Here is a 24,660-nt window from a genome sequence, read left to right on the forward strand (position 1 = left end):
TGGTGTGGCCACGGGGCTGCGACTACCAGCCGGCCGGCTCCGCCACGACGGCGTAGACGCCCTCGAGGTTGACCATGCGGGGCAGCTCGGTCTGGTTGATGACCACGCCGAACTCCTTCTCCAGCGCGGCGAGGATCTCGATGGCGCGCAGCGAGTCGGCGCCGTGGTCCTCCTTGAAGAGGCTGGTCTCGGTGACCTCGTCCTCCTCGATCTCCAGAATGTCGCAGACGATTTCCTTGATGGTCTCGATACGCTCGGCGCGAGCAGTCATGATGGATCTACCTCTCGAAAGAAATCGGATGAACCAGTGAATTGGAATTCACCGGTTGCGCCGGACGGCGCCGGCGAATTGACGCCCGGGCATATTCCCCGCGGCGCTTCATGACAGTTTCTAACAATTCCGTTCGGGTGCCCGCAAGAACCGCTGCAGCAAGCTGCCAGAGCAGCCGGTAACCCTTCGGATGCGTCCGGTTGTTACCTGATCAGACCTTCGGACAGCTGAACCGCCGCATCGACCAGCTCGTTGGCGAAGCGGCGGGCCGGCGTCCTGGTCAGGGTCGCCACCGGTCCGTCCAGGGTGACGGCGGCGACGACCCGGTTCCCGTACCCGCGCACCGGCACGGCCAGCGAGGCCACCCCCGCCTCGCCCGCGCCCAGGCTCTGCGCCCAGCCCTGCCGGCGCACCCCGGCCAGGGTCGCGGCGCCGAACCCGGCCCCGCGCAGCCCCTGGTGCAGGACGTCCGGATCCTCCCAGGCCAGCAGCACCTGCGCGGCGGCGCCGACCTTCATCGGCAGCGCCGCGCCGACCACCGACCGGGCCGGCCCGCGGCGCTCGGCGGCCTCCGCCGAGAACACGCAGACCCGCAGGTCGCCCTGCCGGCGGTAGAGCCGGGCGCTGGCGCCGGTGCGGTCGCGCAGCGCCTCCAGGACGGGACCGGCCCCGATCACCAGCCGGTCCCGGCCGGCCTCCACCGCCAACTCGCCCAGCCGGGGCCCGAGGACGAACCGGCCCTGCCGGTCCCGGGTGAGCAGCCGCAGGTTCTCCAGCGCCACCGCGAGCCGGTGCACGGTCGGCCGGGCGAGCCCGGTGACCTCGGTCAGGGTGCGCAGCGAGGCCGGCCCGCGGGCCAGCACGCCGAGCAGTTGGTCGGCCTTGTCGAGCACGCCGACCCCGCTGCTGTCCGCAGCCGCGCGGCCGACCGTCCTCGTTCCCCCCGTGGACCGCATCGGTCAGGCCAGTCTGGCAGCCAGGTCGCGCACCAGCGCGTCCCGCTGCCCGTTCAGGTAGAAGTGGTCGCCGGGGAGCACCGACAGCTCGAACCCCTCGGTGGTGACGTCCGCCCAGGCCCGCATGTCCTCCGGTCGGATCCCGGGGTCGCGGTCCCCCGTGTAGGCCGCCACCGGGCAGTGCACCGGGTGGGCGGGCCGCGGTTGGTAGGTGCCGACGATCCGGAAGTCGGCCCGGATCGCGGGCATCACCAGGTCGTACAGGTCCGGGTCGGCCAGCAGGTCGGCGTCGGTGCCGCCGAGCCGGCGGACCTCCTCGACGATCGCCGGGTCACCGCCCAGGTACGCCTCCTTGGGCTGGACCCGGTGCGGCGCCATCCGGGACGAGACGTACAGGCCGGAAAGCCGGACGCCATGCAGGTTCTCCAACCGCAGCGCGACCTCGTAGGCCAGCGAGGCGCCCATGCTGTGCCCGAACAGCGCGACCGGCACGTCGACCAGCGGCAGCAGCGCGGCGGTCACCGCGTCGGCCAGCGCCGGCATGCTCTCGATGCACGGCTCGGCGATCCGCTCCTGGCGGCCGGGGTAGCGCGCCGCCAACAGCTCGACGCCCGGGCCGAGTTGCTGCGCCCAGGGGTGGAAGACGGAGGCCGTCCCGCCCGCGTGCGGCAGGCACACCAGCCGCCCGGTCGGCCGCCCGGCGGGGGCGGGGTAGCGCCGGAACCAGGCGCTGTCGACGGTGGTGACGGTCATGCGGGCTGCTCCTGCGCGGCCTCGACCAGCTTCCGGAGGGCGTCCGGGCCGTCGACGGCCGCCAGTGCCGTGCCGGGCGAGATCCGGCGGATCAGCCCGTTGAGCGTCTTGCCCGGGCCGAGCTCGATCAGCCGGGTGCAGCCGAGTTCCTCGGTGAGGGTGTGGACGCTCTCCTCCCAGCGCACCGGGGAGGTCAGCTGGCCGACGGCCAGGGCGGGCCAGTCGCAGTCCCCGCGGTAGGCGCGGGCGTCGGTGTTGGCGACCACCGGCGGGTGCTCCGGCGCGAACCGGGCCTCGGCCAGCGCGGCGGCCAGCTGCTCGGCGGCGGGCGCCATGTACGGGCTGTGGAAGGCACCGCCGACCGCCAGGTTGATCAGCTTGGCGCCGATCTCCGGGGCCCGCTTCCCGGCCTGCTCGATGCCGTCGCGCGAGCCGGAGAGCACCACCTGGCCGGGGGCGTTCATGTTCGCCACCCAGACCTCGACGCCGTCCGCGCGCATCGACTCGACCAGCTCCGAGACCTTCTCCAGCGGGGCCGCCACCAGGACGCCCATGGTGCCGTCCACCGCCTCGGCGGCGGCGCGCATCGCCCGCCCGCGGGCGGCCACCAGCCGGGCGCCGTCCGCGAGGCCGAGCGCGCCGGCGGCCACCAGGGCGGTGTACTCGCCGAGGCTGTGCCCGGCGTAGCCGGCCACCTCCGCCACCAGGCCGGCCCGGCGGGCCTCGTCGTGGGCCATCACCGAGACGGCGAACACCGCCAGCTGGGCGAGGTCGGTGCGCCGCAGCAGGTCGGCGTCGGTGCGCAGCAGCAGCTCCTCGACGTCCTCGCCGGCGTGCCGCGAGATCTCCTCCACCAGGCCCCAGGCCTCGGTGTCGCGCCACGGGGCGCCCATCTCCTGCTTCTGCGTCCCCTGCCCGGGAAACACCAGACCGATCGTCACGGACCCACCCTCCACCCATCATGTGTCGATGCCGGACGGCGCCGGCGAGAACTCCGGGCGGAGGACCGGACCCCGTTCGGGGGAAGACGGGGATCCGGGCCTCCGTCATCGGTCGTCGGAGCGCCTGCCTCCCTGCGCCGGGGCCGGGGGAAGGGCCCGCGCGGGTGCCGGCGGTCCGGCCGGGACCGAGAGGTGAGGCTCCCGGACGCCGAACGACTCCGACGGGGAATTCAGCGCCCGTACCCCCGGAATTCACCGGGGGCGCCTCGCCGGGCGCAATTCCCGGAACATGTCTAACCGCCGCCGGGGGCGGCCCGCAACAACTGCTACAGGAACCTGCCAGCCGCAAGGGACGAAAGTCCCGGCCGGTCGGAGGCGGTTCCGAGACCGGCCGACCGGTATGCCTTCCGCTCGGAATGTCCGCCCTGACGCCCTGGCCGGATTCATTCACTTCGGTGGCGAACAGACGACGATCCCCGGTGGCGGGCCGTCACAGCCCGCCACCGGGGATCGCGATGGGGTGTGGCCCAAATCACGGGCCGATCGTGCGGAGAATACGGAGAGTCAGCCGCGGCGCGGCGCCGGGGAGCGGCCGCCCGGGACGGCGCCGGAGTCCTCGGCCGTCCGCTGCGGGTACACCCAGCCGGTGTCCGCGCCCCGCCCGGCCGACCCGGCGGCGACCGGGTTCGGCTGCGCCGCGGCCGGGCTCGGCAGGGCGGCGGCCGGGCTCGGCGAGGCGGTCGGGAGCAGGCCCAGCTCGAAGGCCCGCGCCCCGGCCTGGAAGCGGGAGTTGGCGCGCAGCAGCTCCATGATCTCGGCCACGTACCGGCGGTACGTGCGCACCGACACCGACAGCTCGCGGGCCGCGACCTCGTCGGTGACCCCCGCGTTCAGCCAGCCCAGGATCCGCACCGCGAACTCGGTCCGGGCCCGGTCGCCGAAGTCGACGTGCTCGCTGGCCGGCACCGCGTGCCGCCACACCCCGCCGAACAGCGTGTACAGCGTCCGCAGCACCGAGGGGACGCGGACCAGTGAGGCCTCGCGCACCGCCGCCGACGACTCCACGCACACCAGCGCGGAGGTCTCGTCGACCAGCACCGCCTCCAGCATCGGCATCCGGGCCAGCCGGACCTCCACCTGCCGACCGCGCGCCGCCTGCACCCGCAGGAACTCCCGGTCGAACATCGAGGGCGGACAGAGCAGCCGGACCCGCACGTCACCGCCCCTGGCCGCCAGCAGCCCGTGCAGCGCCAGGTGGATCGCCTTGGCGTGCAGCGCGTCCGACGCGAACACCACGTCGACCGAGGACCTGGCCCCCGCGATCATCTCCTCTATCGTCCCCAGCACGGTGCCGTCGTCCGCCGGCACCATGGCGACGGGCGCCTGCCGCGACCTGCGGTCACGGTGCTTCGCCACACTCGCCTCGATCAGGGTGCGGACCTCCAGGAGAGCCTGGACCACCTCGTCCCCACCCGCTGGCGCTCCGGCCGTCGCCTGGAGCCCGTCCCCTGCCAGTATCGAATCCGTCAACGGTCCAGCCTCCACGCCCGTTCGAGGCCGCCCGATCGGCCCCCGCATGGCATTCCGGACACAACAACAATCACTGTTCTCATGACTCCCCCGTCATGGTCACGTCCGGGCATATTTCAGACGTGCCCGGCCCGGCGAACGTACCACCAGGACCGAGCCGGTCACGCCGGAAAACCCGGCCCCGATCCGGTCGAGTGGGTCCAACTGATCAAATGGACCACGGGCTCCCCGCCGGGCTCTTTTCGCGGTCGGCGAGCCCGCGACCTGGGGCCGTAGCCGCACGAAAGGGCCCGAGGCGCGATGATCCAGAACCGAGCCGAACGCTAACCCGGTCGCCGATGCTCCGTCAACGCAGATCAGATAGGTGATCGATCAACCAAACTGGCTGTAACAAAGGGAATGTGACGCTGCGTCATAGTCGCCGTTTTCGATCAAGCCGGGCGACTCCGCCGGGGAATGCGTTTCAGCCACCGTGGCCGATTGCCGACGCCACCGACGACCGGCCGGGCGCACGCAGCGGCAGCCCCATCTGCGTCAGCACCGCCGCCCCCAGCCGCGATTCGGGCCGGCCCAGGTCGTAGGGCAGGTCGAAGTGGTGGCGCTCCGGCTCCACCAGGCTGACCACCGGCGCGCCCATCCGGCGCGCCACCTCCGCGAAGTCCTCGTGCTGGCGACCGTACTCCCCGGTCTCGTTCCCGCCGCGCGCGATGACCAGCGGCGGCAGGTCGGGCCGCAGGTGGTGCAGCGGGCTGTTGCGGTACGCGCCGGCCGCGTCCAGGCCGAGGGCGTCGTTGACGTACGTCAGCCGGATCGGCTCCAGGTCGTACACGCCGCTGAGCAGGGCCGCGCCGGCGATCCGCCCGGCCGCGGCGCCCTCCGGGTCCAGCAGCGCCATGACGGCCAGGTGCGCCCCGGCCGAGCTGCCGCTGAGGTGGATGCGGTCCGGATCCACCCCGAGGGAGGCGGCGTTGGCGGCCAGCCAGCGCACCGCCCGGCGCACCATGGCGACGATGTCGTCCAGCGAGTGGGCCGGGGCGAGCCCGTAGCCCACGGCGGCGAAGGCGGCGCCGCGGTCGACGAAGTCCGGGGCGGCGAACGCCGAGTCCGACTTGCCGAGCTCCTGCCAGTACCCGCCGTGGACGAAGACCTGCAGCGGCGCGTCCGGCCCGGGCGCCGGGAAGAAGTCCAGCAGTTCGGGCTCCTCGGGCCCGTACCGGAGGTCCCGGTGGACGGTCAGCCGGGCCCGGGACGCGGCGCTGTGCCGGGCGTAGCCGGCGAGTTCGCCGGACAGGTCCTCGATGCAGGAGCTCGGCGAGTACGCCACGGCCAGCTCGGCGTGGTCGAACTCGCGGTAGACGCGGGCGGGGTGGGTCGTGGCCATCGACTGGATCCTCGGAGTCCTCGGCTGGTCGCGGAGAGTGCCCGCCACCGCGCAGGAGTGCGCGCGGCAGCGGTGGGAGGGGTGCGCCGCGGGGCGGTCGACGCCACCGCGCCCGGCGGTGACGGACCGTCCGGCACGGGGCCGGCAGTTCGAACGGGCCCCAGTACAGCAGCGCCGCGGCCTCCGCGTCGTCGCGCGGCGGGGAACGGGACATGAAGCTGACACGAAACCTGGGCCCGCATCCCGTACGGACCGTTTCGATACGGACTGCCGGAATGCGGCAGCTGGCTGCCACGGGATCGGCGCCGCCGTCACCTTCCTGTCAATCGAACAGACTTGTCCGCCCGTTGCCGCGGCCCTCCGTAGGGTCGAAGGCCGGGGGTGCAGAGCCCCCGCGCACAGAACCACGAGCAACGCGGGCCCCAGCACGCGGACCGCCGGGAGGGCCCGATGACCAGCCTCACCACAGGCGACGCGAAGTCCCTTCCACCGCAAGGCCGTTCGGCGCAGCAGCCGGACCGCCTGGTGGACGCGATCACGATCGCCGACCCGGAGCTGGAGGCCCGGCTGCGCCGCCGCCTCGCCGAGGTCGAGCAGCGCCTGTTGGAGTGCACCCACGGCGACGGCACCGCCCCGGCCGCGGACGCGACCAGCCACCTGGTCGCCGCCGGCGGCAAGCGGATGCGCCCGCTGCTCGCCCTGCTGGGCGCCGAGTTCGGCGATCCGGGCGCGGCCGGCATCGTCGACGCCGCCGTCATCACCGAACTGGTCCACGTCGCCTCGCTGCACCACGACGACGTGATGGACGCGGCCCCGACCCGGCACGGCGCCCCGAGCGTGAACGCCCGCTGGGGCAACACCATCGCCGTCCTCACCGGGGACCGCCTGCTCGCCCGGATCGCCAAGCTCGCCGCCGGTCTCGGCGACGGCGCCCTGCGGCTCTACGCGGACACCGCCAACCGGTTGGTCCGCGGCCAGCTCCGCGAGCTGTCCGGCCCGGCCGGCCCCGACGACCAGCCGGCCCACTACTTCGCGGTGATCGCCGACAAGTCCGGCTCACTGATCTCCGCCTCGGTGCGCCTCGGCGCCCGCCAGGCCGGCGCGCCGCACTCGGCCGAACTGGCCCTCGCCGAGTTCGGCGAGTACCTGGGCACCGCCTTCCAGATCTCCGACGACCTGATCGACATCACCTCGGAGCGCAGCCAGTCCGGCAAGCAGCCCGGCACCGACCTGGCGCTCGGCATCCCGACGCTGCCCGTCATCTTCGCCCTCAACGACACCGGCGCCGAGGGCCGCGAACTGCGCGAGCTGCTGGAGGACGGCGCCCTGGGCGACGAGGCGCTGCGCGGCCGGGCCCTCGACCTGCTCCGCTCCTCCCCCGCGCTGAACCAGGCCCGGGCCGTGCTCAACGACCACCTCGACCGGGCCCGCGCCGCGCTGGCCGAGCTGCCGCCCGGGCCGGCCGTCCCGGCCCTCGCCGCCCTGTGCGACCTGATCACCGACCGCACGGGGTGAGCACCGCCCAGCAGTGACGGCCCGGTCACGCTGCGCCGAAGTCCGGCCGGCCCGCGTGTGAGGCCGCGCACAGGGCCCCGGGCGTCTACTGCTCCCGATAGTGGACGGGCCGCGGCCGGGCGCCGCGCGGCCGCCCCGACCGGGCTCCGGCGCGCCGCCGGGCGGCCGCGCCGGGCCTGAAGAAGCCAGGCCACCGCCCGTACCGGCCTCCGATCCGCCCGGTGCGCCGCGCTCCCGGACCACACATGCACAAGTCGGACATTTCACCACAAAGCACCTCACAGGCCGCCGTGCGGGAGCCCGCCGGCCACGATCCCCCGTAGTAGCGAGCGTCTTTGCGACGCGTTCCGGGGCCTGCCAAGAATGGTCCGTCGCCAGGCAGCGCGGCCGGTCCGACCGCCGCGCAGCCCGCCCGCCCCGCCGCCATCCGCCGGGGCGCCACGGCCGTCCCGGACGGCCGCGCGGGCCCCGCTCACCCGGAGCCCGTGCGATGCCCCGCGCCCGGTGCCACCGGCACGGCGCCGACGGCCCGCCGGCCCGCCCGGCCCCACGACGGAAAAGGATCGACCGCTCCATGCAGCTCAGCCATGCCCGCCGCAACTCCCTGATCACCGGCGTCGCCACCCTCGTGGTCGCCAGCGCCGCCACGGCCGCCCTCGCCATCCCGCAGGTCGGGAACACCACCGTCGACGCCGCCCCCGTGGCCGCCGTCTCGGTGGACGGCAAGCCGGCCGCCGACCAGGCCCCGGCCGACACCGCTGCCGCTGCCGCCGCCCAGCAGGCCGCCCAGGACGCGCAGGCCGCCGAGGCCAAGGCCCAGGCCGACGCCGCCGCGCAGGCCGCGCAGGCCGAGGCCGAGGCGAAGGCCCAGGCCGACGCCAAGGCCAAGGCGGACGCCGACGCCGCCGCCTCCCGCTCCCAGGAGCGCCGGAACCTGAACACTGGCTTCTCCGGCACCCCGCAGCAGATCGCCGCCCAGATCGTCCCGGCCGGCCAGCTGCAGTGCTTCAGCAACATCGTCTTCCACGAGAGCAGCTGGAACCCGCTCGCCGTCAACGCCTCCTCCGGCGCCTACGGCCTGGTCCAGGCCCTGCCCGGCTCCAAGATGGCCTCCGCCGGCGCCGACTGGCGCACCAACCCGGCCACCCAGATCAAGTGGGGCCTCGACTACATGAACTCCCGCTACGGCAGCCCCTGCGCCGCGTGGTCGTTCTGGCAGTCCCACCACTGGTACTAGGCCGACCCCGGCCGCTCCCCCGCGGGCCCGCGACGCACCTGCGCGTCGCGGGCCCGCGGCACGGGCGCACAACGGGTCGTGGGCACACGGCATGGATACGGTCCGGCAAAGGCGACGTGAAGATATGGCGCACGGTCGTACGATTTGCCACGACTTGCCAGTAATTACCCCGCGTCAAGGCTTTGCCACGGTTCGCGCTCCCTCTTACGCTCCGGCGTCATGCCCTCACCCTTGATCAGCGTCGTCGTCCCCGCCTACGACCCGCACGAACAGCTCGCCGCCTGCCTGGACTCGCTGCTCGCGCAGTCCCTGGCCGAGGTCGAGGTGATCGTGGTCGCCGACCGCTCGCCCGAGGCCGCCGGCGACCTCGCCGACACGTACGCGGCGCGCCACCCCCGGGTGTCGGTGCTGCGGCTGAACGCGGCGGTCGGGGTCGGGGTGAGCCGCAACGCCGGGGCCGCCCGGGCGCGCGGCGACTACCTGCTGTTCCTGGACGCCGACCACCTGGTCCCCCGGGACGCGCTGCAGGCCCTCGCCGACCGGCTCCGGGCGACCGGCCCGGTGGACGTCCTGCTGTTCGGCCACTCCCGGCAGCACAACGACCGGATCTGGCCGGGCGGCGCCGAAGCGCTGCTCGCCGAGGTCGGCCCCGACCCGTTCGAGCCCTTCGACCGGCCCGAGCTGTTCGGCGCGCCGCCGCTGATCTGGGACCGCCTGATCCGGCGCGGCCACTGGGACGAGCTGGCGCTGGCCTTCCCGGACGGCCGCTACGAGGAGGTCCCGGTCGTGCACGCCGCGCTGGCCGGCGCGCGCAAGGCCGCCGTCCTGCCGCGCGAGTGCGTCCAGCTGCGCCGCCGGGAGACCGTCCACCCCGCGAGCGGCCCGGGCAGCAGCGTCTTCGACCTGTTCGACCAGTACGAGCGCAGCTTCGCCCTGCTGGCCGACCAGCCGCACCTGTACGCGGTGCGGGACGCCCTGTTCGTCCGGATGATCCGGCACTACCTGTTCGTCTTCGACCTGGCCGGCTGCGTCACCCGGGCCGAGCGGCCGCAGTTCTTCCACCGCGCCGCCGAGCACCACCGCCGCTTCCTGCCGCCCGGCCACCGCAAGCCGGGCGGACGCGAGGGCATCAAGTTCGCCCTGCTGGCCGGCGGCGCCTACCCCGCGTTCGAGATGGCGAAGCTCTCCCACATCGCCCGCGGCACGCTCACCGGGCGGAAGTAGGGCCTCACCGGTGCGCGGTGCCGGCCGTGGAGTCGATGATCACATCGGCTGAGGGTGCCACAGGACACCCCCTCGGCGGTACTCCCGTCGTGCCCGGTGCCGCGCGGGCGCCCCGGCTGCCATGCTCGGGAGGCTGTCGCCGACCCGCTGGAGGTCCCTGGTGAGCCGTCCGAACGCCGTCCCCGGGGCCGAGTTGGCCCGCGAGCTGGCCGCGGTGCTGCGCGGCGAGGTGCGCTTCGGCGCCGCCGAGCGGGCCGTCTACGGCCACGACGCCTCGAACTACCGGCACCCGCCGCTCGGCGTGGTCAAGCCCGCCGACCTGGACGACGTGCGCACCGCGGTGGCGCTGTGCCGCCGGTACGGGGTGCCGGTGGTGCTGCGCGGCTCCGGCACCAGCATCGGCGGGCAGGCGATCGGCCCGGGCGCGGTGGTGCTGGACTTCCGCCGCCACCTGGGCGCCGTGCTGGCCGTCGACCCGGACGCCCGCACCGCGCGCGTCCAGCCCGGCACCGTCCTGGACGACCTGCAGCGCGCCGCCCGCCCGTACGGGCTGCGCTTCGGGCCGGACCCGTCCACCCACAGCCGCTGCACCCTCGGCGGCATGATCGGCAACGACGCCTGCGGCTCGCGCTCGCTCGTCTGGGGGCGCACCTCCGACAACGTCGAACGGCTGGAGCTGCTGCTCGCCGACGGCACCGAGCTGACCGTGGGCGGCCCGCTCACCGCCGCCGAACGCGCCGCGCTCCGCGAGCTGCCCGGCCGGGTCGGTCAACTCCACACCCGGCTACAGGAGTTCACCGAGCACAACCTCGCCACCATCCGCCAGGGCATGCCCCGGCTGCCCCGCCGCACCTCCGGCTACCCGCTGGACGCACTGCTGCCCGAGCGCGGCCACGACCTGGCCCGGGCGCTCACCGGCACCGAGGGCACCTGCGCGGTGCTGCTCGGCGCCACCGTCCGGCTGGTCGAGGAGCCGCCCGCCCGCGCCCTGGTGGTGGCCGGCTACCCCGACGAGGGCGCCGCCGCCGACGCCGTCCCCGCCCTGCTGCCGCACCGGCCGCTGACCGCCGAGGGCCTGGCCGCCGACCTGATCGCCGCGCTGCTCGCGGCCGGACCCCGCCCGCGCGCCCTGGACCGGCTACCCGCCGGCGCGTGCTGGCTCTTCCTGGAGACCGCCGGCGACACCCCGCTGGCCGCCTACCAGGCCGCCCGCGCGCTCGCCGACGCGGTGCGCCGCGAACGCTCCGCCACCGTCGCCCTGATCACCGACCCGGAGGAGCAGCGCCAGCTGTGGGCCGTCCGGGAGGCCGGCGCGGGCATCGTCACCCGGCTGCCCGGGGGCGGCGAGGCCTGGCCCGGCTGGGAGGACTCCGCCGTCCCGCCCGAGCGGCTCGGCGACTACCTGCGGGACCTGCGCGGCCTGCTGCGCCGGCACAGCCTGCGCGGCGTCCCGTACGGGCACTTCGGCGACGGCTGCGTGCACCTGCGGATCGACTTCCCACTCGACCGGCCGACCGGGGTGCTGGTCCTCCGGGACTTCCTGGAGCAGGCCGCCGACCTGGTCGCCTCGTACGGCGGTTCGCTCTCCGGCGAGCACGGCGACGGGCAGGCCCGCGCCGAGCTGCTGCCGCGGATGTACGGCCCGGAGATCATCGCCCTGTTCGGCGAGTTCAAGCGGATCTGGGACGAGGGGAACCTGCTCAACCCGGGCGCGCTGGTCGACCCGCGCCCGCTCGACGCCGACCTGCGCTTCGTCACCGCCCCGCGCCGCCCGCTGCCGCTCGCCCTGCCGTACGAGCGGGACGGGGGCAGCCTGGCCAGGGCGGTGCACCGCTGCGTGGGCGTGGCCAAGTGCGTGGCCCCGGACAGCGGGGTGATGTGCCCCAGCTACCTGGCCACCGGCGAGGAACGGCACTCCACCCGCGGCCGGGCCCGGCTGCTCGCCGAGCTGCTGCGCGGCGAGGTGATCACGGACGGCTGGCGCTCGCCGGAGGTGCGGGAGGCGCTGGACCTCTGCCTGAGCTGCAAGGGCTGCGCGAGCGACTGCCCGGTGCACGTCGACATGGCGACCTACAAGGCCGAGTTCCTCTACCAGCACCACCGGCGCCGGCCGCGTCCGCTCGCCCACTACTCGATGGGCTGGCTGCCGCTGTGGCTGCGGGCCGTCGCGCTCGCGCCCGGCGCCGCCAACGCGGTGGCCCGCTCCCGGGCCGGCGCGCTGGTCAAGCTGCTCGGCGGGATCGACCGGCGCCGGGTGCTGCCGGTGTTCCCGGCCGAGACCTTCACCCGCTGGTACCGGCGCCGCCGCGCCGCGCACCCGGCGCCGGCGGGCGCCCGGCCGGTGCTGCTGTGGCCGGACACCTTCTCCGACCTGCTCCAGCCCGGGGTGGCCCGCTCGGCCGTCGAGGTGCTGGAGCACCTGGGCTTCGACGTCCGGCTGCCGGCCGGCCCGGTCTGCTGCGGCCTCACCTGGTACTCCACCGGCCAACTCGGCACCGCCCGCCGGGTGTTGCGGCGCAGCCTGGCCGCGCTGGCGGCCGCCGGGCTGCCCGCCGACACCCCCGTGGTCGGCCTGGACCCGAGCTGCACCGCCACCCTGCGCGAGGACCTGCCCCGGCTGCTCGGCGCGGACGGCCGCCCGCTCGCCGAACGCACCCGCACCTTCGCCGAGTTCCTCGACGAGTACGCCCCGGACGCCCCGCTCCCCCGCGTCCCGCTGGACGCCGTCACCCAGACCCACTGCCACCAGCGCGCCGTACTCGGCAGCGCCGCCGACCGCCGGGTCGAGGCCCGCCTCGGCCTGCACAACCGGGTGCTGCCCGCCGGGTGTTGCGGCCTGGCCGGGAACTTCGGCTTCGAGCGGGGGCACTTCGAGGTGTCCCGGACGATCGCCGAACGCGTCCTGCTCCCCGCGGTCCGCGCCGCCGAGCCCGGCACCGTCGTCCTGGCGGACGGCTTCAGCTGCCGCACCCAGATCGCCCAACTCGCGGACGGCCGGGAGGCCCTGCACCTGGCCGAGCTGATCGCCCGGGCGCTGCGCACGACGTGACCCCCGGACCGGGTCCGTGTGATCGAGCGCACGCCCCCCACCAGGCTTGCGAATGACGCGCGGGCCCCCGGACTCCCCCCACAGGAGGAGGCCTCCGACCCCCAGGGAGGACTTGTCGCGGCCGTCCGGCGGCGATCATGGAAGCATGACCAATGTCCCGAACGCTCCTGCCCCGGCCCCTCGTTGGGCGGTCCGCTGCGCGCACGCCGCGGCCCTCACCACCATTCCCTCGGGGCTGTGGCGGATCGCGATGGCCTTCGGCCTCCCGGTGGGCTACAGCGACGAGGTGCTCCGCCAGGACTTCCACATCCCCGGCGTGGGCGTCGTCTACGTGGCCGGGCTCAGCGTGGTCTGCGAGGCCCTGGCCCTGCTGACGATCGGTCTGGTCCGGCCCTGGGGCGAGGTGGTGCCGCGCTGGATCCCCTTCATCGGCGGCCGCCGGGTCCACCCGCTCGCCGCCGTCATCCCGGCCGGCCTCGGCGCGATCGCCCTCACCGTCCTCTGGAGCGGCTTCCTGACCTGGTGGAGCGTCGAGCACCGCCCGGCCTTCGAGGGGCCGTGGGGCGACATCGTCGGCGTCTGCTACCAGCCCCTGGTCCTCTGGGGCCCCCTGCTCGGCGCCGTGACCGTCAACTACTACCTCCGCCACCGGCGGCCGGTGAACACTTCGCCCCTCGGCCGGAGTTGGGCCTTCTGACATCACCGGCGGAAGCGGTCCGAACCGAATGACGGGTGCGAGTCGCGCGACTCGGGCGCGAACGGGGTGCCGGAGGCGAATGCCCGGGCGCCGACCACCAGGGCCTCCCCCAGGAAGCCCACGCCGATGGACAGTTGGACCGGCCGGGCGTCCGGGGCCAGGCCGTGGTGCTCGGCCAGGACGGCGAAGCCGGCCATCGCGGCGAGCGAGACCGCCGCCACCAGCAGGGTCCAGCCGGTGTAGCGCTGCCACAGCACGCCGTCCCGCTCGTGGACGCGGATGGTGGCGCCGCGGCACGCGCCGAAGGCCGTGCCGAGGACGGCGCCCGCGCCGATCCAGACGTAGTCGCCGACCCCGAGGCCGTGGTGCTGCGCCAGCGCCCACACGCCGAGCCCGGTGAGCACCACCGGCGGCGCGAAGAGGTCCCGGGCGTTCAGCGGTTCGCCGCGCAGCCGCCGGATCACCACCACGACCACCACGGCGGCGATCAGTCCCGCGTGCACCCAGCCGTTCATGTCCCACTCCCCGAGTTTTTATAGCTTGACCGTGCTAAATCAGCAATTTAGCTCGCCCGTGCTATAACAGCAACATGCCGAAGATCGTCGACCCCGTCGAACGCCGCCAGGCCGTCGCCGACGCCGTCCTGCGCGTCGCCGCCCGGGAGGGCCTGGAGCACGCCTCCCTGCGCAATGTCGCCGAGGAGGCCGGGCTGGCCATCGGCTCGGTGCGGCACTACTTCGCCGGCAGCTCCGAGCTGATGCTCTTCGCCATGGGCGAGCTGGCCCGGCGGATCGACGACCGCATCCGCACCCACGCCCGCGCGCTGCTCGACCCGGCCGCCGGAACCGACCGGCACGCCCGGACCCGCGAACTCCTCGCCGAGGTCCTGCCCCTGGACGCCGAGCGCCGCGAGGAGTCCGCGCTCTGGCTCTCCTTCGTCACCGCCGCCCGCACCCGGCCCGAACTGCGGGCCCGCTCCGCCGAGATGCAGGCCGGGCTGGACGAACTCGTCCGGCACGTCCTGACCGAGGCCCGGCACGCCGGCGGCGTCGCCCCCGGCCTCGACCTCGCCGTCGAGACCCGCCGGCTCTCCGCCCTCCTGGACGGCCTCACCCTGCAGGCCGTCCAGCACCCCGACCTGGTCGGCCCCGACGACCTGCGCGCCGCCCTCGCCGCGCACCTGGACGGCCTCGCCCCGCCGGCCCGCTGAACGGACCGGCGGGGAGGCCTCCCGTACGCCCCGCTCAGGCCTGCAGGGCCTCCTTCTTCGGCGGCTGCTCCGCCGTCACCGCCGCCACGAACTCCGCGAGCCGCGACTGCGGCAGCCCGCGCGCGATGTCCGCCTCGCTGATCATGCCGACCAGCTTGTGCTCCGGGTGGTTGATCACCGGCAGCCGACGGACCTGGTACTGCTCCATCACGCGCAGCACCTGCTCGCAGTCCTCGTCCGCCTCCACCGTCATCGGCCGCCCCAGCGCCAGTTCGCCCGCGGTCACCTGCGCCGGGTCGCGCCCCTCGGCGACGCAGCGCAGCACGATGTCGCGGTCGGTCACGATGCCCAGCAGCTTGTCGTTCTCCCCGCAGATGGGCAGGGCGCCCACGTGCCGTTCCCGCATGATCCGGGCGGCGGCGGCGAGCGTCTCGTGCTCGCGGATGCACTCCGCGCCCGGGTGCATGATGTCGCTGGCTCTGGTCATGGTCCGCCTCCTGACCTGGCTTCGCCCCCTCGTCCATCCTGGTCCGGGCCGACGGCCGACGCCACCGGGCACCGGGCTCCGGTCACCGGCCGGGACGTCAGGGCGCGGCCTCCGGCTCCGCACGGCCCTCCGCACGGCCCTCGGTACGGCCCTCCGCCCCGCCCTCCGTACGGTCCTCCGGGCGCTCGTCCGCGCTCCGGTCCGGGCCGGCCCGGCCGTCCGGCTGCGCCGGCCCGCCCTCCAGGTCCGCGCCCGCCAGCGGCGAGTGGGACAACAGATCGTCCAGCGGCGGGAGTTCGCGCTGCGCCGGCTCGTGGTCGACCCGGGCCGCGGCGGGCATCCCGCCGTCGCCCACCGCCTGCTCCGCGGACTTCGCGGCGGCGGCGACCGCGGCGGCCGCCAGCAGGTCGCGCTGCTGGGACTCGGTCGCGCTGTCCAGGAACCGCAGCAGCTCCACCGGGAACGGCAGCACCAGCGTCGAGTTCTTCTCCGCCGCCACCTCCACCACGGTCTGCAGCAGCCGCAGTTGCAGCGCCGCCGGGGTCTCGCTCATCACCGCGGCCGCCTCCGACAGCCGGGCCGAGGCCTGGTACTCGCCGTCCGCCGTGATGATCCGCGCCCGCCGCTCCCGCTCGGCCTCCGCCTGCCGGGCGATCGAGCGCTTCATCGACTCCGGCAGGGCGACGTCCTTGATCTCCACCCGGTCGATCTGGATGCCCCAGCCCAGCGCCGGGCTGTCGATCATCAACTCCAGCCCCTGGTTGATCGGTTCGCGGTTGGCCAGCAGGTCGTCCAGCTCGCTCTTGCCGATGATCGACCGCAGCGAGGTCTGCGCGACCTGGGAGATCGCGAAGTTGTAGTCCTGCACGTTGACCGTCGCCTTCACCGGGTCCTGCACCTGGAAGTAGACCACCGCGTCCACCCGCACGGTCACGTTGTCCCGGGTGATGCCCTCCTGCGCCGGGATCGGCATCGTCACGATCTGCACGTTCACCCTGCGCAGCCGGTCCGCGATCGGCATCAGCGCGACCAGCCCCGGCTCGCGGATCTCCTCGCGCACCCTGCCGAAGCGGAACACCACGCCCTTCTGGAACTGCTGGACGACCCGGATGCTCAGCCCCGCCCAGATCGCCCCCAGCCCGACCAGCCCTCCGAGAGCCCCCAGCACCGCATCGACGATCATCGCGGCCTCCTCGCGGCTCCGCGCACACCCGCCCGCCCGGCCACCGCCGACCCACCGGGCCGGCGCCGCCGGAACGACTGATTCCACGCTACGCCTGCCCGGAAGGAGCCGGAACGAACGCCCGGAGCCCCTACCATCGTCGCCATGCCGCCGCAGTCCCCCGCCGACGATCCGGCCGACGACCCCGGCCACCCGCGCCACCCGGCCGAGGCCGCCGCCCGCGCCGCCGGCCTGGCCGAGCTCGACCGCGTCGTCACCCACTGCCGGGCCTGCCCCCGGCTCGTCGAGTGGCGCGAGCAGACCGCCCGCACCAAACGCCGCGCCTACCAGGACTGGGACTACTGGGCCCGCCCCATCCCCGGCTTCGGCCCGCCCGACGCCCCGCTCGTCCTGGTCGGCCTCGCGCCCGCCGCGCACGGCGCCAACCGCACCGGCCGGATCTTCACCGGCGACCCCTCCGGCGACCTGCTCTACGCCGCCCTGTACGAGCTCGGGCTCGCCAACCGCCCCGAATCCGTCCGCCACGGCGACGGCCTGGAGCTGTCCGGCGTCCGCATCACCGACCCGGTCCGCTGCGCCCCGCCCGACAACAAGCCCAGCACCGCCGAACGCGACACCTGCCGCCCGTGGATCAGCCGCGAACTGCAACTGCTGCGCCCCACCGTCCGGACGGTCGTCGCCCTCGGCGGCTTCGCCTGGCAGGCCGTGCTCCCGGTGATCGCCGACGCCGGCTGGCAGGTCCCCCGCCCCCGCCCCGCCTTCGGCCACGCCGCCCGCGCCACCTTCCCCGCCCGCGACGGCGGCCCCGCCCTGCACCTGTACGGCTGCTACCACGTGAGCCCGCGCAACACGAACACCGGACGCCTCACCACCGCGATGCTCCACGACCTGCTCAGGGACGCGGCCCGCTCCGCGGGGCTCACCCCGAAGCCGGGGCGGCCCGGCCCCGTGCTTTGATCGGCTCCGCCCGATCGCCCTCCGGAAGGCCGAAGCCTTGACCCCGTCCCCGACGCCGCCGACGTCCCAGCCGTCCCAGCCGTCCCCGGCCCGGCACTGCTGCGAGCAGATGACCGCCGTGCTCGACCGGCCCTGCGGCCGGCACGACGACCCCCTCGACTGCCCCGACGCGCTGATCCACTTCTCCCCGAAGTTCCAGGAGTACGGGATCGTCATCCACGACGGCGGCGCCTCGGTGTCCGTCATCGACTACTGCCCCTGGTGCGGCCACCGGCTGCCCGAGTCCCAGCGGGACCGCTGGTTCGAGGAGCTCGAACGCCGCGGCATCGACCCCTGGGAGGACGACGTCCCGCCCGAGTTCGAGGACGACCGCTGGCTGGCCGAACCGGGCGCCCGCGGCTGACCGGACCGGGCGCCCGCGGCTGACCGGACCGGGCGCCCGCGGCTACCCGAACCGCGCCAGCTTCCGCTTCCGCGCCCGCTTCCACACCTGCGGCAGCCGGTCGCGAGCCGCCCGCGCCGCGGCGAGCTCGCGGGCGTACAGCGCGCCGTAGCCGAAGGGTTCGCCGCCGGCCGCGCCCTGCCCGACCAGGGCCGCCGCCGCGACCACCGCGTCCTGGTGCTCGCCCAGCACCTCCTGCACCGCCTTCATCCGCTCCGCGTACCGCTCGGCCCGCCCGCCGACCACCGGGGCCGCGGCCTCCCCCGCGTACCGCGCGCGCTTGGCAGCCTTGCGGGCCTCGTGCAGCGCGGCGTCCCGCTCCCCGGCGGGCGCCGCCAGCGCCGCCCGCACCCGCTCGCGCACCCGCCGCTGCTCGCGGGCGGCGACCCGGGCCAGTTCGGGGACCGCCGCCCGGCCGGCCCGGCGGCGCAGCGGCGGATCGGCGAGCAGCGCGCCGAGGTCGGCGCCGAGCGCCCGGCGGCGCGGACTGTCCAGGGCGGCCACCACCTCGGGCCACACCGCGCGGTGCTCCGCCCGCCCCCACCGCTCCAGCGCGGCCGCGACCCGCTCCGGCTCGCACGCGGCGGGCAGCTCCCGCGCCCGGCCGACCAGCCGCTCGGCCAGCACCTCGCGGTCCCGCGCCCCGCCGAGGGCGGCGGCCAGCCAGCGCAGCTCGCCGACCAGGTGATCGGCGGCCCCGGGGGCGAAGTAGCGGCGGAAGGTGCGCAGCGCGCTGCGCAGCCGCCGACAGGCGACCCGCATCCGGTGCACCGCGTCCGGCTCGTCCGCCCGCACGGCCTCGTCCAGCCCGGCCAGCACCACCGCCTGCGCCTCGACCCGGGCCAGCACCACCTGCCCCACCGTGACCCTGCGCTTCGCCATGCACGCTCACCCGCTCGTCGGGGCCGCCGGGAACGAGTTCCAGGCTAGCCCGCGCCCGGCCACCGGGCCTTTCCCGAACGCAATCCCGTACGCGGCCTCGTGCGCGCCGTGAGGCCCATGGCATACTCCGGAGCGTGACGACCTCCAGCCATGCGATCAGGGCCCTGCGGGCCGCGGTGTTCACCGCGCTCGCCGTGCCGCTGTCCGCACTGGGTCAGGTCGTCATCACGGGTCGTCCGCTGCCGCTGTCCCTGGTGGCGGCCGCGACCGCCGTCGTCTTCCTGGTCTCGGCCGCGCTGGCCGGCGGGGAGCGGCGGCTGCTGCACATCACCGGCGTGATGGTGCCGGTCGAGCTGCTGCTGAACACCACGTTCAACCTGGGCCAGACCGGCTGTGGGCCGGCGCTGTCCGAACAGGTCCCGACCCGCGGGGTGAACCTGCTGGTCTGTGGCGGCGGTTCGATGGACGGTTCGCTGCTGGGCGGCCAGCTGGGCCACGCCGGGCAGTTGGCGCCGGCCGTGACCCAACTCCTGCTCCTGCTGGCGCACCTGGTGATCGCCCTGGCGGCCGCGGCCTGGCTGCGGCTGGGCGACGCCGCGCTGACCGGCCTGGCCCGGGCGCTGCGTGCGCTGGGCGAGTCGCTGGCGGGCCCGCTGCGCGCCCTGGTCCTGCTGCTGCTCCCGGCTCCGGTGCGCCCGGTGCTGCGGGTGCCGCTGCCGGTGTCGGACCACGAGCGGCCGCGCGTCGCGGACGTGGTGCTGAGCCCGGCGCCCCGGCGTGGTCCGCCGGCCTTCGCGCCTGCCTGCTGAGTTCTTCCGTACGGCCTTCCACGGCCGGCCCCCGCAGGCAGTGCGCCCGACTCCCGCGTCCACCGAACCCGGCCGCACCCGGTGCGGTCTCCCGCGCGCATCCACGCGCGCCGCGTACAGGAGTTGACTCCCATGGCTCAGACCGGCAACAAGCAGCAGGACAAGCGCGTCAGCGCCCGCGAACGGATCCAGGCCGCGCAGCTGCGCGAGCAGCAGGCCGCCAAGCGTCGTCAGCGGATCGTCATGGCCGTGTCGGCCGTGGCCGTGCTGGCCCTGGCGGGCGGGGTGACGCTGGCGATCACCTCGGCCTCGGACAAGGACGACAAGGCCAAGGCGTCGAGCGGGGTGGTCGTCCCGGCCAACGCCACCGGCAAGGACGGCCTGGTGATCACCTACGGCAAGGCGGACGCCCCGCACACCATGGAGGTGTACGAGGACTTCCGCTGCCCGGTGTGCAAGCACTTCGAGGCGGCGAACGGCCCGGCCGTCGCGAAGCTCACGGAGGACGGCCAGGTCAAGGTGGAGTACCACCTGGCGGCGTTCCTGGACAAGAACCTGACCGGCAAGGGCTCGCGCACCGCGCTGGCCGCGGCCGGCGCCGCGCTGAACGAGGGCACGGACAAGTTCAAGCAGTTCCACGACGTGCTGTACGCCAACCAGCCGGACGAGCGCGAGGACGGCTTCGGCGACGTCAACCACCTCCTGGACCTGGCCGGCCAGGTGCCCGGCCTGAAGACGGACGCCTTCGTGAAGGCCGTCCAGGAGGGCACCTACGCGCCCTGGGCCGCCAAGGTCTCGGCGGCGTTCAACGACAGCGGGGTGACGGGCACCCCGACCGTCAAGGTGGACGGCAAGACGGTCGACCTGTTCGGCGACAAGACCATGGTCACCCCGGAGGAGTTCACCACCCGGGTGAAGCAGGCCGCCGGCCTGCAGTAGGCACGGCACCGCCCCGGGGCCCGTCCGCCCGACGAGGCGCGGGCCCCCGGGGGCTCCGAGGCTTGTCCGACCAGCACGGCACCACCGGTCCGGCCGACTTCCCGGCCGGGCCGGCTCCTCCCAGTTTCCGGAGTGCAGCCATGTCCGCCGCCACCACCGTGCCCCTGTCCCGTCCCGCTCCCGACTCCGCCGGCGGCCCCCCGATCGGCGCCGGCCGGGCCCTGGCCCTGCTGCTGTTCCTCGGCGGGCTAATCGGCCTGGCCGCCTCGGCCGTCCTGACCTTCGACAAGCTCCGCATCCTGGAGAACCCGTCCTACGTCCCGAGCTGCAACATCAACCCGGTGATCAGCTGCGGCTCGGTGATGCGCACCGAGCAGGCGTCGGTGTTCGGCTTCCCGAACCCGCTGCTCGGGCTGGCCGCGTTCGGCGTGGTGACGGCGGTCGGCGCGGGGCTGCTCGCCGGGGCGGCGTACCGGCGCTGGTTCTGGCTGGGCCTGCACGGCGGCATCCTGCTGGGGCTGGGCTTCACCCACTGGCTGATCGTCCAGGCGCTGTACGAGATCGGCGCGCTCTGCCCGTACTGCATGGTGGTGTGGCTGACGGTGGTGCTGCTGTTCTGGTACACGACGCTGCACAACCTGACCAGCGGGGTGATCCCGGTGGGCGGGCGGATGCGGACGGTCGTCCGGGAGGCGGCGCGCTACCACTGGGCGTTGCCGGTGCTGTGGGCCGCGGTGATCGCGCTGATGATCCTCAACCGGTTCTGGTCCTACTGGAGCACCCTGCTCTGAGCCGGCCCGAGCGTCCGGCTCGGCCCGGCTATCCGGCTCAGCCCAGGTATCCGGTGGAGTGCAGGAGTACGGGCACGCCGGTGCGCCGCGCCTCCAGGGCGGCGGTGAGCCGGCGCGCCGCGCAGGGGTGCAGCAGGGCGGCGGCCCGGGCGGGGGTGTACCAGCCGTGGTCGGCGATCTCCTCGGCCTGCAGCCGGAGTTCGGCGCCGGCCGGGGCCGTGCCGCCGTCGAACATGAAGTGCACGGCGGGGTGGGCGTGTTCGCCCTGGTCGGGGATCGGGTCGCGCCATTCGACGACGAGCAGCCGCAGCTCGCCGGCGGCCAGCCCGGTCTCCTCCGCCAACTCCCGCGCGGCGCACTGGGCCGGGCCCTCCCCCGGGTCCATCCCACCGCCGGGGAACTCCCACTGCGGGCGGTAACTCGCCTTCAGCAGCAGCACCTCGCCAGCCGCGTCGGTGAGCAGCACGCTGCTGCCGACGTAGGCCCGGACCATCCCCGCCAGCCATTCCCCCTCCGGGAGTGCCCAGGTCTCCACCGCCGCCGCCTCCACTGCCTCACCCACCGTGGCCACTGTGCCGCGATCCGGCTCCGGCCAAAGGTGGTTCGTGCCGAATCCACCCGATCGGGTGGCCTTCGGCGCTCAGCCGAAGACGGCCCGGCGGAAGGCGTTGCGCAGGTCGGTGAGCGGCTGGACGCCCCGGTCGTCGTAGTGCACCTTGTTGGTGAGCAGCAGCGCCCAGCGGCCGAGCCGGCGGGAGATCCAGATGCCGGTGCCGGTGAAGCCGTAGTGGACGAAGGTCCCCTCGGCGGTCGTGGTGCCCGGGGCGAACAGCCAGGACAGGCCGCGGGCGGGGGCGAGCCCGCCGGTCTGCTCGCGCAGCGATGCGGCGATCCACGGTTCGCCCCACGGGAGTTCGGGCGGCGGGTCGAGCAGGGCGGTGAGGAAGCGGGCCAGGTCGCGGGCGGTGGAGAAGGCCCCGGCGTTGCCGGAGACGCCGCCGAGCAGCCGGGCGGAGGGGTCGTGCACGACGCCGCGCAGGAAGGCGCCGGTGTCGCCGTCCCACTCGGTGGGCGCGGTGCGCGCCGACTCGCCCTCGGGCAGCGGCCCGTAGCGGGTGTCGGCCATGCCGAGCGGCGCCCAGGCCCAGCGCGCGGCGAGCTCGTCCAACCCGGCCCCGCCGAGGTCCTCGACGACGTGGCCGAGCAGTACGGCGGCCCGGTCGGTGTACTCGACGGCCGTCCCGGGCGGGCGGTGCAGCGGCGCGCCGACCACCCCGGCCAGGACGGCCGCGCGCTCCCGCCCGTAGAGCTGCGCGAAGCGGGTGTACGGGAGCATCCCGGCGGTGTGCGCGAGGAGTTGCCGGGCGGTCACCCCGCCGGTCGGCCGCCCGGCGGCGGGCCGCCACCAGGAGCCGAGGGGTTCGTCCAGCGGCAGCCGCCCGGCCCGCCACAGCGCCCCGGCGCAGGGCCAGAGCGCGACGATCTTGGTGAGGCTCGCCAGGTCGTAGCGGGTGTCCGGCCCGGGCGCGAGTTCCGCGTACGGGCCCTGCCCGAGCACGCCGTGGCTGCCCCCGCCGAGCGTGCCGCCGGCGTCGCCGACCGCCCAGACGGCGCCCGCCCCGACCGCCCGCAGGCCGTCGCGGACCAGCCGCTCCCACTCCCCGCCGGGCGCGGCCAGGGCGGGGAGCCGCTCGGCTCCGGGCGCTCGCGGATCCATCCGTCACCCCCTCAGGCTGACCGGACCCTACCCGGCGGGGCGGCCGCTCAGACCGCCGCCACCAGCTCCTTGCCGAGGCAGATGCACAGCTCGCTGCCGCGGTAGATCCCGAACTGCTCGATCGTGGCGTAGCCCTCGGACTCGTACAGCGCCACGGCCTCGGGCTGCTCGGTGCCGGTCTCCAGGACGAAGCGGGTGCGGCCGGCCTCGACGGCGGTCTCCTCCAGGCGGCGCAGCACCGCCCGGGCGAGGCCGCGGCCGCGGGCGGCCGGGACGACGAACATCCGCTTGAGCTCGGCGTCGCCGTCGCGCAGCCCGTACGGGCCGGCGCTCTTGGCCCGCCAGCCGCCGCACGCGACCGGCCGGCCGTCGAGGTAGGCGACCAGGAACAGCCCGGCCGCGCCCTCGAAGTCCTCGGGGTGCAGGACGGTCTCGTCCGGGTCGCCGTAGCGGCGGACATACTCCTGCTGCACCTCCTCGGTCAGCGCCTGGGCGTCGGGGTGGGCGTAGCCGGTGATGCGGAACTCGACGGTGCCGGTGGCCTCGGGGGCGGTGGTCTCCATGACGAAAGAGCCTACGGCCCCTGCTCAGCGCGCCTCGAAGCGGGCGGCCAGGGCGTCCTTGCCGAACATCCGGGCCGTGTCCAGCGCGCTCGGGGTGCCGGCCGCCGGGTCGGCGCCGCCGGCCAGCAGCGCCTCGACGACCTCCTCGGCGCCCTTGAAGACGGCGCCGGCCAGCGGGGTCTGGCCGCGGTCGTTGGCGCGGTCCGGGTCGGCGCCGCCCGCGAGCAGGGCTTCGACGGCGGGGGCGTGGCCGTGGTAGGCGGCGAGCATGAGCAGGGTGTCGCCGCGGTCGTTGGTGAGGTCGGCCGGGGCCCCGGCGGCGAGGGCGGCGGCCAGGGTGGCGGTGTCCCCGGTGCGGGCGGCGTCGAAGAGCCTCCCGGCGAGCGCGATCACCTCGGCGTCGGGGGCGTCGGCGGGCTGCGGGCTGGCGGCGTCGGTCATCGGGGCGGCCTCTCGCGGTGCTGGTCGGACGGTTACGACATGCGGCCGCACCGGTTGCGCGGCCATTGGAGCGAACTTCCCCGACCCCCCGGAAACTTCCCGCCCACCGACCGGGAATGCCTCGGCGCGCCGGAACCGCACCGAAACCGTGCGGGGCCAGGCGTCCGCCCCGGGCCGGTTCGCATACCCCTGACCGACTCCCGGGGCGGTACCGCACGGCAGAACCACCCGTTCGCGCCGTTCCATCATCTATGACTATTTGTCACGATTAGTGCACTTTGCGTGACACTGCCCCGTCCCCCCTCCCTCCCCGAGGAGCAGAACGTGATCCTCTCGATTTCCGGCATCGTCCTGTTCGGCACCATCGCCTTCCTGTTCTTCCGCAGGGACGGACTGAAGGTCTCCCACGCCATCGTCTGCGCCCTGTTCGGCTTCTACATCGCCGGATCCTCGATCGCCCCGAGCATCACCGCGGGCGGCGCCAGCCTGGCGAGCCTGCTCGGCGGCATCCGCTTCTAGCCGCCACTCCTCCCGTACGGGCCCGGGCGCGGATTCCCACCGCCCCGGGCTCCGTCGTACGTCAGAAGAGCCCCCACCCCCACCCGTCCCCCCCGCCCGGGGAGTCCAGGAATGCCGCCGCACCGCCCTCCCAGCAAGGGCCGCGCAAGCGCCCGAACCCCCCGGG

Annotated in this window: 26 protein-coding genes; 12 read left to right on the forward strand and 14 right to left on the reverse strand. The window is 75.0% G+C overall.

Annotation, left to right across the window (positions count from 1 at the left end):
• Positions 1–22 precede the first annotated feature (22 nt).
• The 6 genes from VM95_RS29030 to VM95_RS29055 form a co-directional block, all read right to left on the reverse strand.
• Positions 23–271, reverse strand: a complete 249-nt coding sequence (locus VM95_RS29030) for an acyl carrier protein (RefSeq protein ID WP_045702225.1) — start codon at positions 269–271, stop codon at positions 23–25.
• Positions 272–474: 203 nt separating this feature from the next.
• A complete protein-coding gene (locus tag VM95_RS29035) occupies positions 475–1,227 on the reverse strand; it encodes an IclR family transcriptional regulator (protein ID WP_045702227.1) in 753 nt (250 codons plus the stop codon).
• A 3-nt stretch (positions 1,228–1,230) separates the two neighbouring features.
• A complete protein-coding gene (locus VM95_RS29040; protein ID WP_045702230.1) occupies positions 1,231–1,980 on the reverse strand; it encodes a thioesterase II family protein in 750 nt (249 codons plus the stop codon).
• The gene (locus VM95_RS29045) at positions 1,977–2,921 is read right to left on the reverse strand and encodes an ACP S-malonyltransferase (protein ID WP_279616853.1); all 945 of its coding nucleotides are present in this window, start codon (positions 2,919–2,921) and stop codon (positions 1,977–1,979) included. Before VM95_RS29045 ends, VM95_RS29040 begins: the two co-directional genes overlap by 4 nt.
• 564 nt (positions 2,922–3,485) lie before the next feature.
• Positions 3,486–4,382: a hypothetical protein gene (locus VM95_RS29050; RefSeq protein WP_063773580.1), complete on the reverse strand. Its 897-nt coding sequence runs from the start codon at positions 4,380–4,382 to the stop codon at positions 3,486–3,488.
• A gap of 532 nt (positions 4,383–4,914) precedes the next feature.
• Entirely contained in the window at positions 4,915–5,832 is a 918-nt protein-coding gene (locus tag VM95_RS29055) for an alpha/beta hydrolase (RefSeq protein WP_045702233.1), read from the reverse strand.
• Positions 5,833–6,282: 450 nt separating this feature from the next.
• Between VM95_RS29055 and VM95_RS29060 the strand changes: the two genes are divergently transcribed.
• The 5 genes from VM95_RS29060 (at position 6,283) to VM95_RS29080 (ending at position 13,554) form a co-directional block, all read left to right on the forward strand.
• On the forward strand, positions 6,283–7,347 hold the full coding sequence (locus VM95_RS29060; RefSeq protein WP_078860709.1) for a polyprenyl synthetase family protein: 1,065 nt from the start codon (positions 6,283–6,285) through the stop codon (positions 7,345–7,347).
• Between the two features lie 574 nt (positions 7,348–7,921).
• Positions 7,922–8,584 (forward strand): aggregation-promoting factor C-terminal-like domain-containing protein, encoded by a 663-nt coding sequence (locus tag VM95_RS29065; protein ID WP_045702236.1) that lies wholly within the window; start codon positions 7,922–7,924, stop codon positions 8,582–8,584.
• 219 nt (positions 8,585–8,803) lie between these two features.
• Complete coding sequence (locus tag VM95_RS29070) at positions 8,804–9,808, forward strand: glycosyltransferase family 2 protein (protein ID WP_078860710.1); 1,005 nt, start codon at positions 8,804–8,806, stop codon at positions 9,806–9,808.
• A gap of 160 nt (positions 9,809–9,968) precedes the next feature.
• On the forward strand, positions 9,969–12,857 hold the full coding sequence (locus tag VM95_RS29075) for an FAD-binding and (Fe-S)-binding domain-containing protein (RefSeq protein ID WP_244178989.1): 2,889 nt from the start codon (positions 9,969–9,971) through the stop codon (positions 12,855–12,857).
• A gap of 145 nt (positions 12,858–13,002) precedes the next feature.
• Entirely contained in the window at positions 13,003–13,554 is a 552-nt protein-coding gene (locus tag VM95_RS29080; protein WP_045702240.1) for a hypothetical protein, read from the forward strand.
• 2 nt (positions 13,555–13,556) lie between these two features.
• On the opposite strand, the gene VM95_RS29085 is transcribed toward VM95_RS29080, so the two are convergent.
• The gene (locus tag VM95_RS29085; protein WP_045702243.1) at positions 13,557–14,069 is read right to left on the reverse strand and encodes a hypothetical protein; all 513 of its coding nucleotides are present in this window, start codon (positions 14,067–14,069) and stop codon (positions 13,557–13,559) included.
• Between the two features lie 74 nt (positions 14,070–14,143).
• Between VM95_RS29085 and VM95_RS29090 the strand changes: the two genes are divergently transcribed.
• The gene (locus VM95_RS29090; protein ID WP_045702245.1) at positions 14,144–14,764 is read left to right on the forward strand and encodes a TetR/AcrR family transcriptional regulator; all 621 of its coding nucleotides are present in this window, start codon (positions 14,144–14,146) and stop codon (positions 14,762–14,764) included.
• Between the two features lie 34 nt (positions 14,765–14,798).
• On the opposite strand, the gene VM95_RS29095 is transcribed toward VM95_RS29090, so the two are convergent.
• Together VM95_RS29095 and VM95_RS29100 are read right to left on the reverse strand one after the other, a co-directional pair.
• Positions 14,799–15,251: a CBS domain-containing protein gene (locus tag VM95_RS29095; RefSeq protein WP_045702248.1), complete on the reverse strand. Its 453-nt coding sequence runs from the start codon at positions 15,249–15,251 to the stop codon at positions 14,799–14,801.
• 97 nt (positions 15,252–15,348) lie between these two features.
• Positions 15,349–16,434, reverse strand: a complete 1,086-nt coding sequence (locus VM95_RS29100; protein ID WP_078860712.1) for a slipin family protein — start codon at positions 16,432–16,434, stop codon at positions 15,349–15,351.
• A gap of 144 nt (positions 16,435–16,578) precedes the next feature.
• Between VM95_RS29100 and VM95_RS29105 the strand changes: the two genes are divergently transcribed.
• A complete protein-coding gene (locus tag VM95_RS29105) occupies positions 16,579–17,391 on the forward strand; it encodes a uracil-DNA glycosylase (RefSeq protein ID WP_045702250.1) in 813 nt (270 codons plus the stop codon).
• 37 nt (positions 17,392–17,428) lie between these two features.
• Positions 17,429–17,794 carry a DUF6980 family protein gene (locus VM95_RS29110; protein ID WP_425265368.1) on the forward strand — a complete coding sequence of 122 codons (366 nt, stop codon included), beginning with the start codon at positions 17,429–17,431 and terminating at the stop codon, positions 17,792–17,794.
• A 42-nt stretch (positions 17,795–17,836) separates the two neighbouring features.
• On the opposite strand, the gene VM95_RS29115 is transcribed toward VM95_RS29110, so the two are convergent.
• Positions 17,837–18,715: a CHAD domain-containing protein gene (locus tag VM95_RS29115; protein WP_052707641.1), complete on the reverse strand. Its 879-nt coding sequence runs from the start codon at positions 18,713–18,715 to the stop codon at positions 17,837–17,839.
• Positions 18,716–18,849: 134 nt separating this feature from the next.
• On the opposite strand from VM95_RS29115, the gene VM95_RS29120 reads away from it, so the two are divergent.
• The 3 genes from VM95_RS29120 to VM95_RS29130 all read left to right on the forward strand — a co-directional run bounded on the left by VM95_RS29120 (position 18,850) and on the right by VM95_RS29130 (position 21,254).
• Positions 18,850–19,524, forward strand: coding sequence for a hypothetical protein (locus VM95_RS29120; RefSeq protein ID WP_045702254.1), 675 nt, complete (start codon positions 18,850–18,852; stop codon positions 19,522–19,524).
• Positions 19,525–19,656: 132 nt separating this feature from the next.
• Positions 19,657–20,463 carry a DsbA family protein gene (locus tag VM95_RS29125; RefSeq protein ID WP_045702257.1) on the forward strand — a complete coding sequence of 269 codons (807 nt, stop codon included), beginning with the start codon at positions 19,657–19,659 and terminating at the stop codon, positions 20,461–20,463.
• Between the two features lie 140 nt (positions 20,464–20,603).
• A complete protein-coding gene (locus VM95_RS29130) occupies positions 20,604–21,254 on the forward strand; it encodes a vitamin K epoxide reductase family protein (RefSeq protein WP_045702259.1) in 651 nt (216 codons plus the stop codon).
• A gap of 37 nt (positions 21,255–21,291) precedes the next feature.
• Here VM95_RS29130 and VM95_RS29135 read toward each other — a convergent pair whose 3' ends face one another.
• From VM95_RS29135 to VM95_RS29150, 4 genes are all read right to left on the reverse strand, one after another.
• Complete coding sequence (locus VM95_RS29135) at positions 21,292–21,816, reverse strand: NUDIX domain-containing protein (protein ID WP_157882233.1); 525 nt, start codon at positions 21,814–21,816, stop codon at positions 21,292–21,294.
• Between the two features lie 78 nt (positions 21,817–21,894).
• Positions 21,895–22,971, reverse strand: coding sequence for a serine hydrolase domain-containing protein (locus VM95_RS29140; protein ID WP_078860714.1), 1,077 nt, complete (start codon positions 22,969–22,971; stop codon positions 21,895–21,897).
• 47 nt (positions 22,972–23,018) lie between these two features.
• Entirely contained in the window at positions 23,019–23,534 is a 516-nt protein-coding gene (locus tag VM95_RS29145) for a GNAT family N-acetyltransferase (RefSeq protein ID WP_045702262.1), read from the reverse strand.
• 24 nt (positions 23,535–23,558) lie between these two features.
• Positions 23,559–23,975 (reverse strand): ankyrin repeat domain-containing protein, encoded by a 417-nt coding sequence (locus VM95_RS29150; RefSeq protein WP_045702264.1) that lies wholly within the window; start codon positions 23,973–23,975, stop codon positions 23,559–23,561.
• Between the two features lie 324 nt (positions 23,976–24,299).
• Here VM95_RS29150 and VM95_RS29155 point away from each other — a divergent pair, with 324 nt between their 5' ends.
• Positions 24,300–24,494: a hypothetical protein gene (locus VM95_RS29155; RefSeq protein WP_045702266.1), complete on the forward strand. Its 195-nt coding sequence runs from the start codon at positions 24,300–24,302 to the stop codon at positions 24,492–24,494.
• The last annotated feature ends 166 nt before the right edge of the window (positions 24,495–24,660 follow it).

Source organism: Streptomyces rubellomurinus (assembly GCF_000961885.1).
Lineage (GTDB): Bacteria > Actinomycetota > Actinomycetes > Streptomycetales > Streptomycetaceae > Kitasatospora > Kitasatospora rubellomurina.

Coding starts and splice junctions, on each gene's coding strand:
- VM95_RS29030 (WP_045702225.1), bottom strand. CDS start 271: ATGACTGCTCGCGCCGAGCGTATCGAGACCATCAAGGAAATCGTCTGC.
- VM95_RS29035 (WP_045702227.1), bottom strand. CDS start 1,227: ATGCGGTCCACGGGGGGAACGAGGACGGTCGGCCGCGCGGCTGCGGAC.
- VM95_RS29040 (WP_045702230.1), bottom strand. CDS start 1,980: ATGACCGTCACCACCGTCGACAGCGCCTGGTTCCGGCGCTACCCCGCC.
- VM95_RS29055 (WP_045702233.1), bottom strand. CDS start 5,832: ATGGCCACGACCCACCCCGCCCGCGTCTACCGCGAGTTCGACCACGCC.
- VM95_RS29060 (WP_078860709.1), top strand. CDS start 6,283: ATGACCAGCCTCACCACAGGCGACGCGAAGTCCCTTCCACCGCAAGGC.
- VM95_RS29065 (WP_045702236.1), top strand. CDS start 7,922: ATGCAGCTCAGCCATGCCCGCCGCAACTCCCTGATCACCGGCGTCGCC.
- VM95_RS29070 (WP_078860710.1), top strand. CDS start 8,804: ATGCCCTCACCCTTGATCAGCGTCGTCGTCCCCGCCTACGACCCGCAC.
- VM95_RS29080 (WP_045702240.1), top strand. CDS start 13,003: ATGACCAATGTCCCGAACGCTCCTGCCCCGGCCCCTCGTTGGGCGGTC.
- VM95_RS29085 (WP_045702243.1), bottom strand. CDS start 14,069: ATGAACGGCTGGGTGCACGCGGGACTGATCGCCGCCGTGGTGGTCGTG.
- VM95_RS29090 (WP_045702245.1), top strand. CDS start 14,144: ATGCCGAAGATCGTCGACCCCGTCGAACGCCGCCAGGCCGTCGCCGAC.
- VM95_RS29095 (WP_045702248.1), bottom strand. CDS start 15,251: ATGACCAGAGCCAGCGACATCATGCACCCGGGCGCGGAGTGCATCCGC.
- VM95_RS29100 (WP_078860712.1), bottom strand. CDS start 16,434: ATGATCGTCGATGCGGTGCTGGGGGCTCTCGGAGGGCTGGTCGGGCTG.
- VM95_RS29105 (WP_045702250.1), top strand. CDS start 16,579: ATGCCGCCGCAGTCCCCCGCCGACGATCCGGCCGACGACCCCGGCCAC.
- VM95_RS29115 (WP_052707641.1), bottom strand. CDS start 18,715: ATGGCGAAGCGCAGGGTCACGGTGGGGCAGGTGGTGCTGGCCCGGGTC.
- VM95_RS29125 (WP_045702257.1), top strand. CDS start 19,657: ATGGCTCAGACCGGCAACAAGCAGCAGGACAAGCGCGTCAGCGCCCGC.
- VM95_RS29130 (WP_045702259.1), top strand. CDS start 20,604: ATGTCCGCCGCCACCACCGTGCCCCTGTCCCGTCCCGCTCCCGACTCC.
- VM95_RS29140 (WP_078860714.1), bottom strand. CDS start 22,971: ATGGATCCGCGAGCGCCCGGAGCCGAGCGGCTCCCCGCCCTGGCCGCG.
- VM95_RS29145 (WP_045702262.1), bottom strand. CDS start 23,534: ATGGAGACCACCGCCCCCGAGGCCACCGGCACCGTCGAGTTCCGCATC.
- VM95_RS29150 (WP_045702264.1), bottom strand. CDS start 23,975: ATGACCGACGCCGCCAGCCCGCAGCCCGCCGACGCCCCCGACGCCGAG.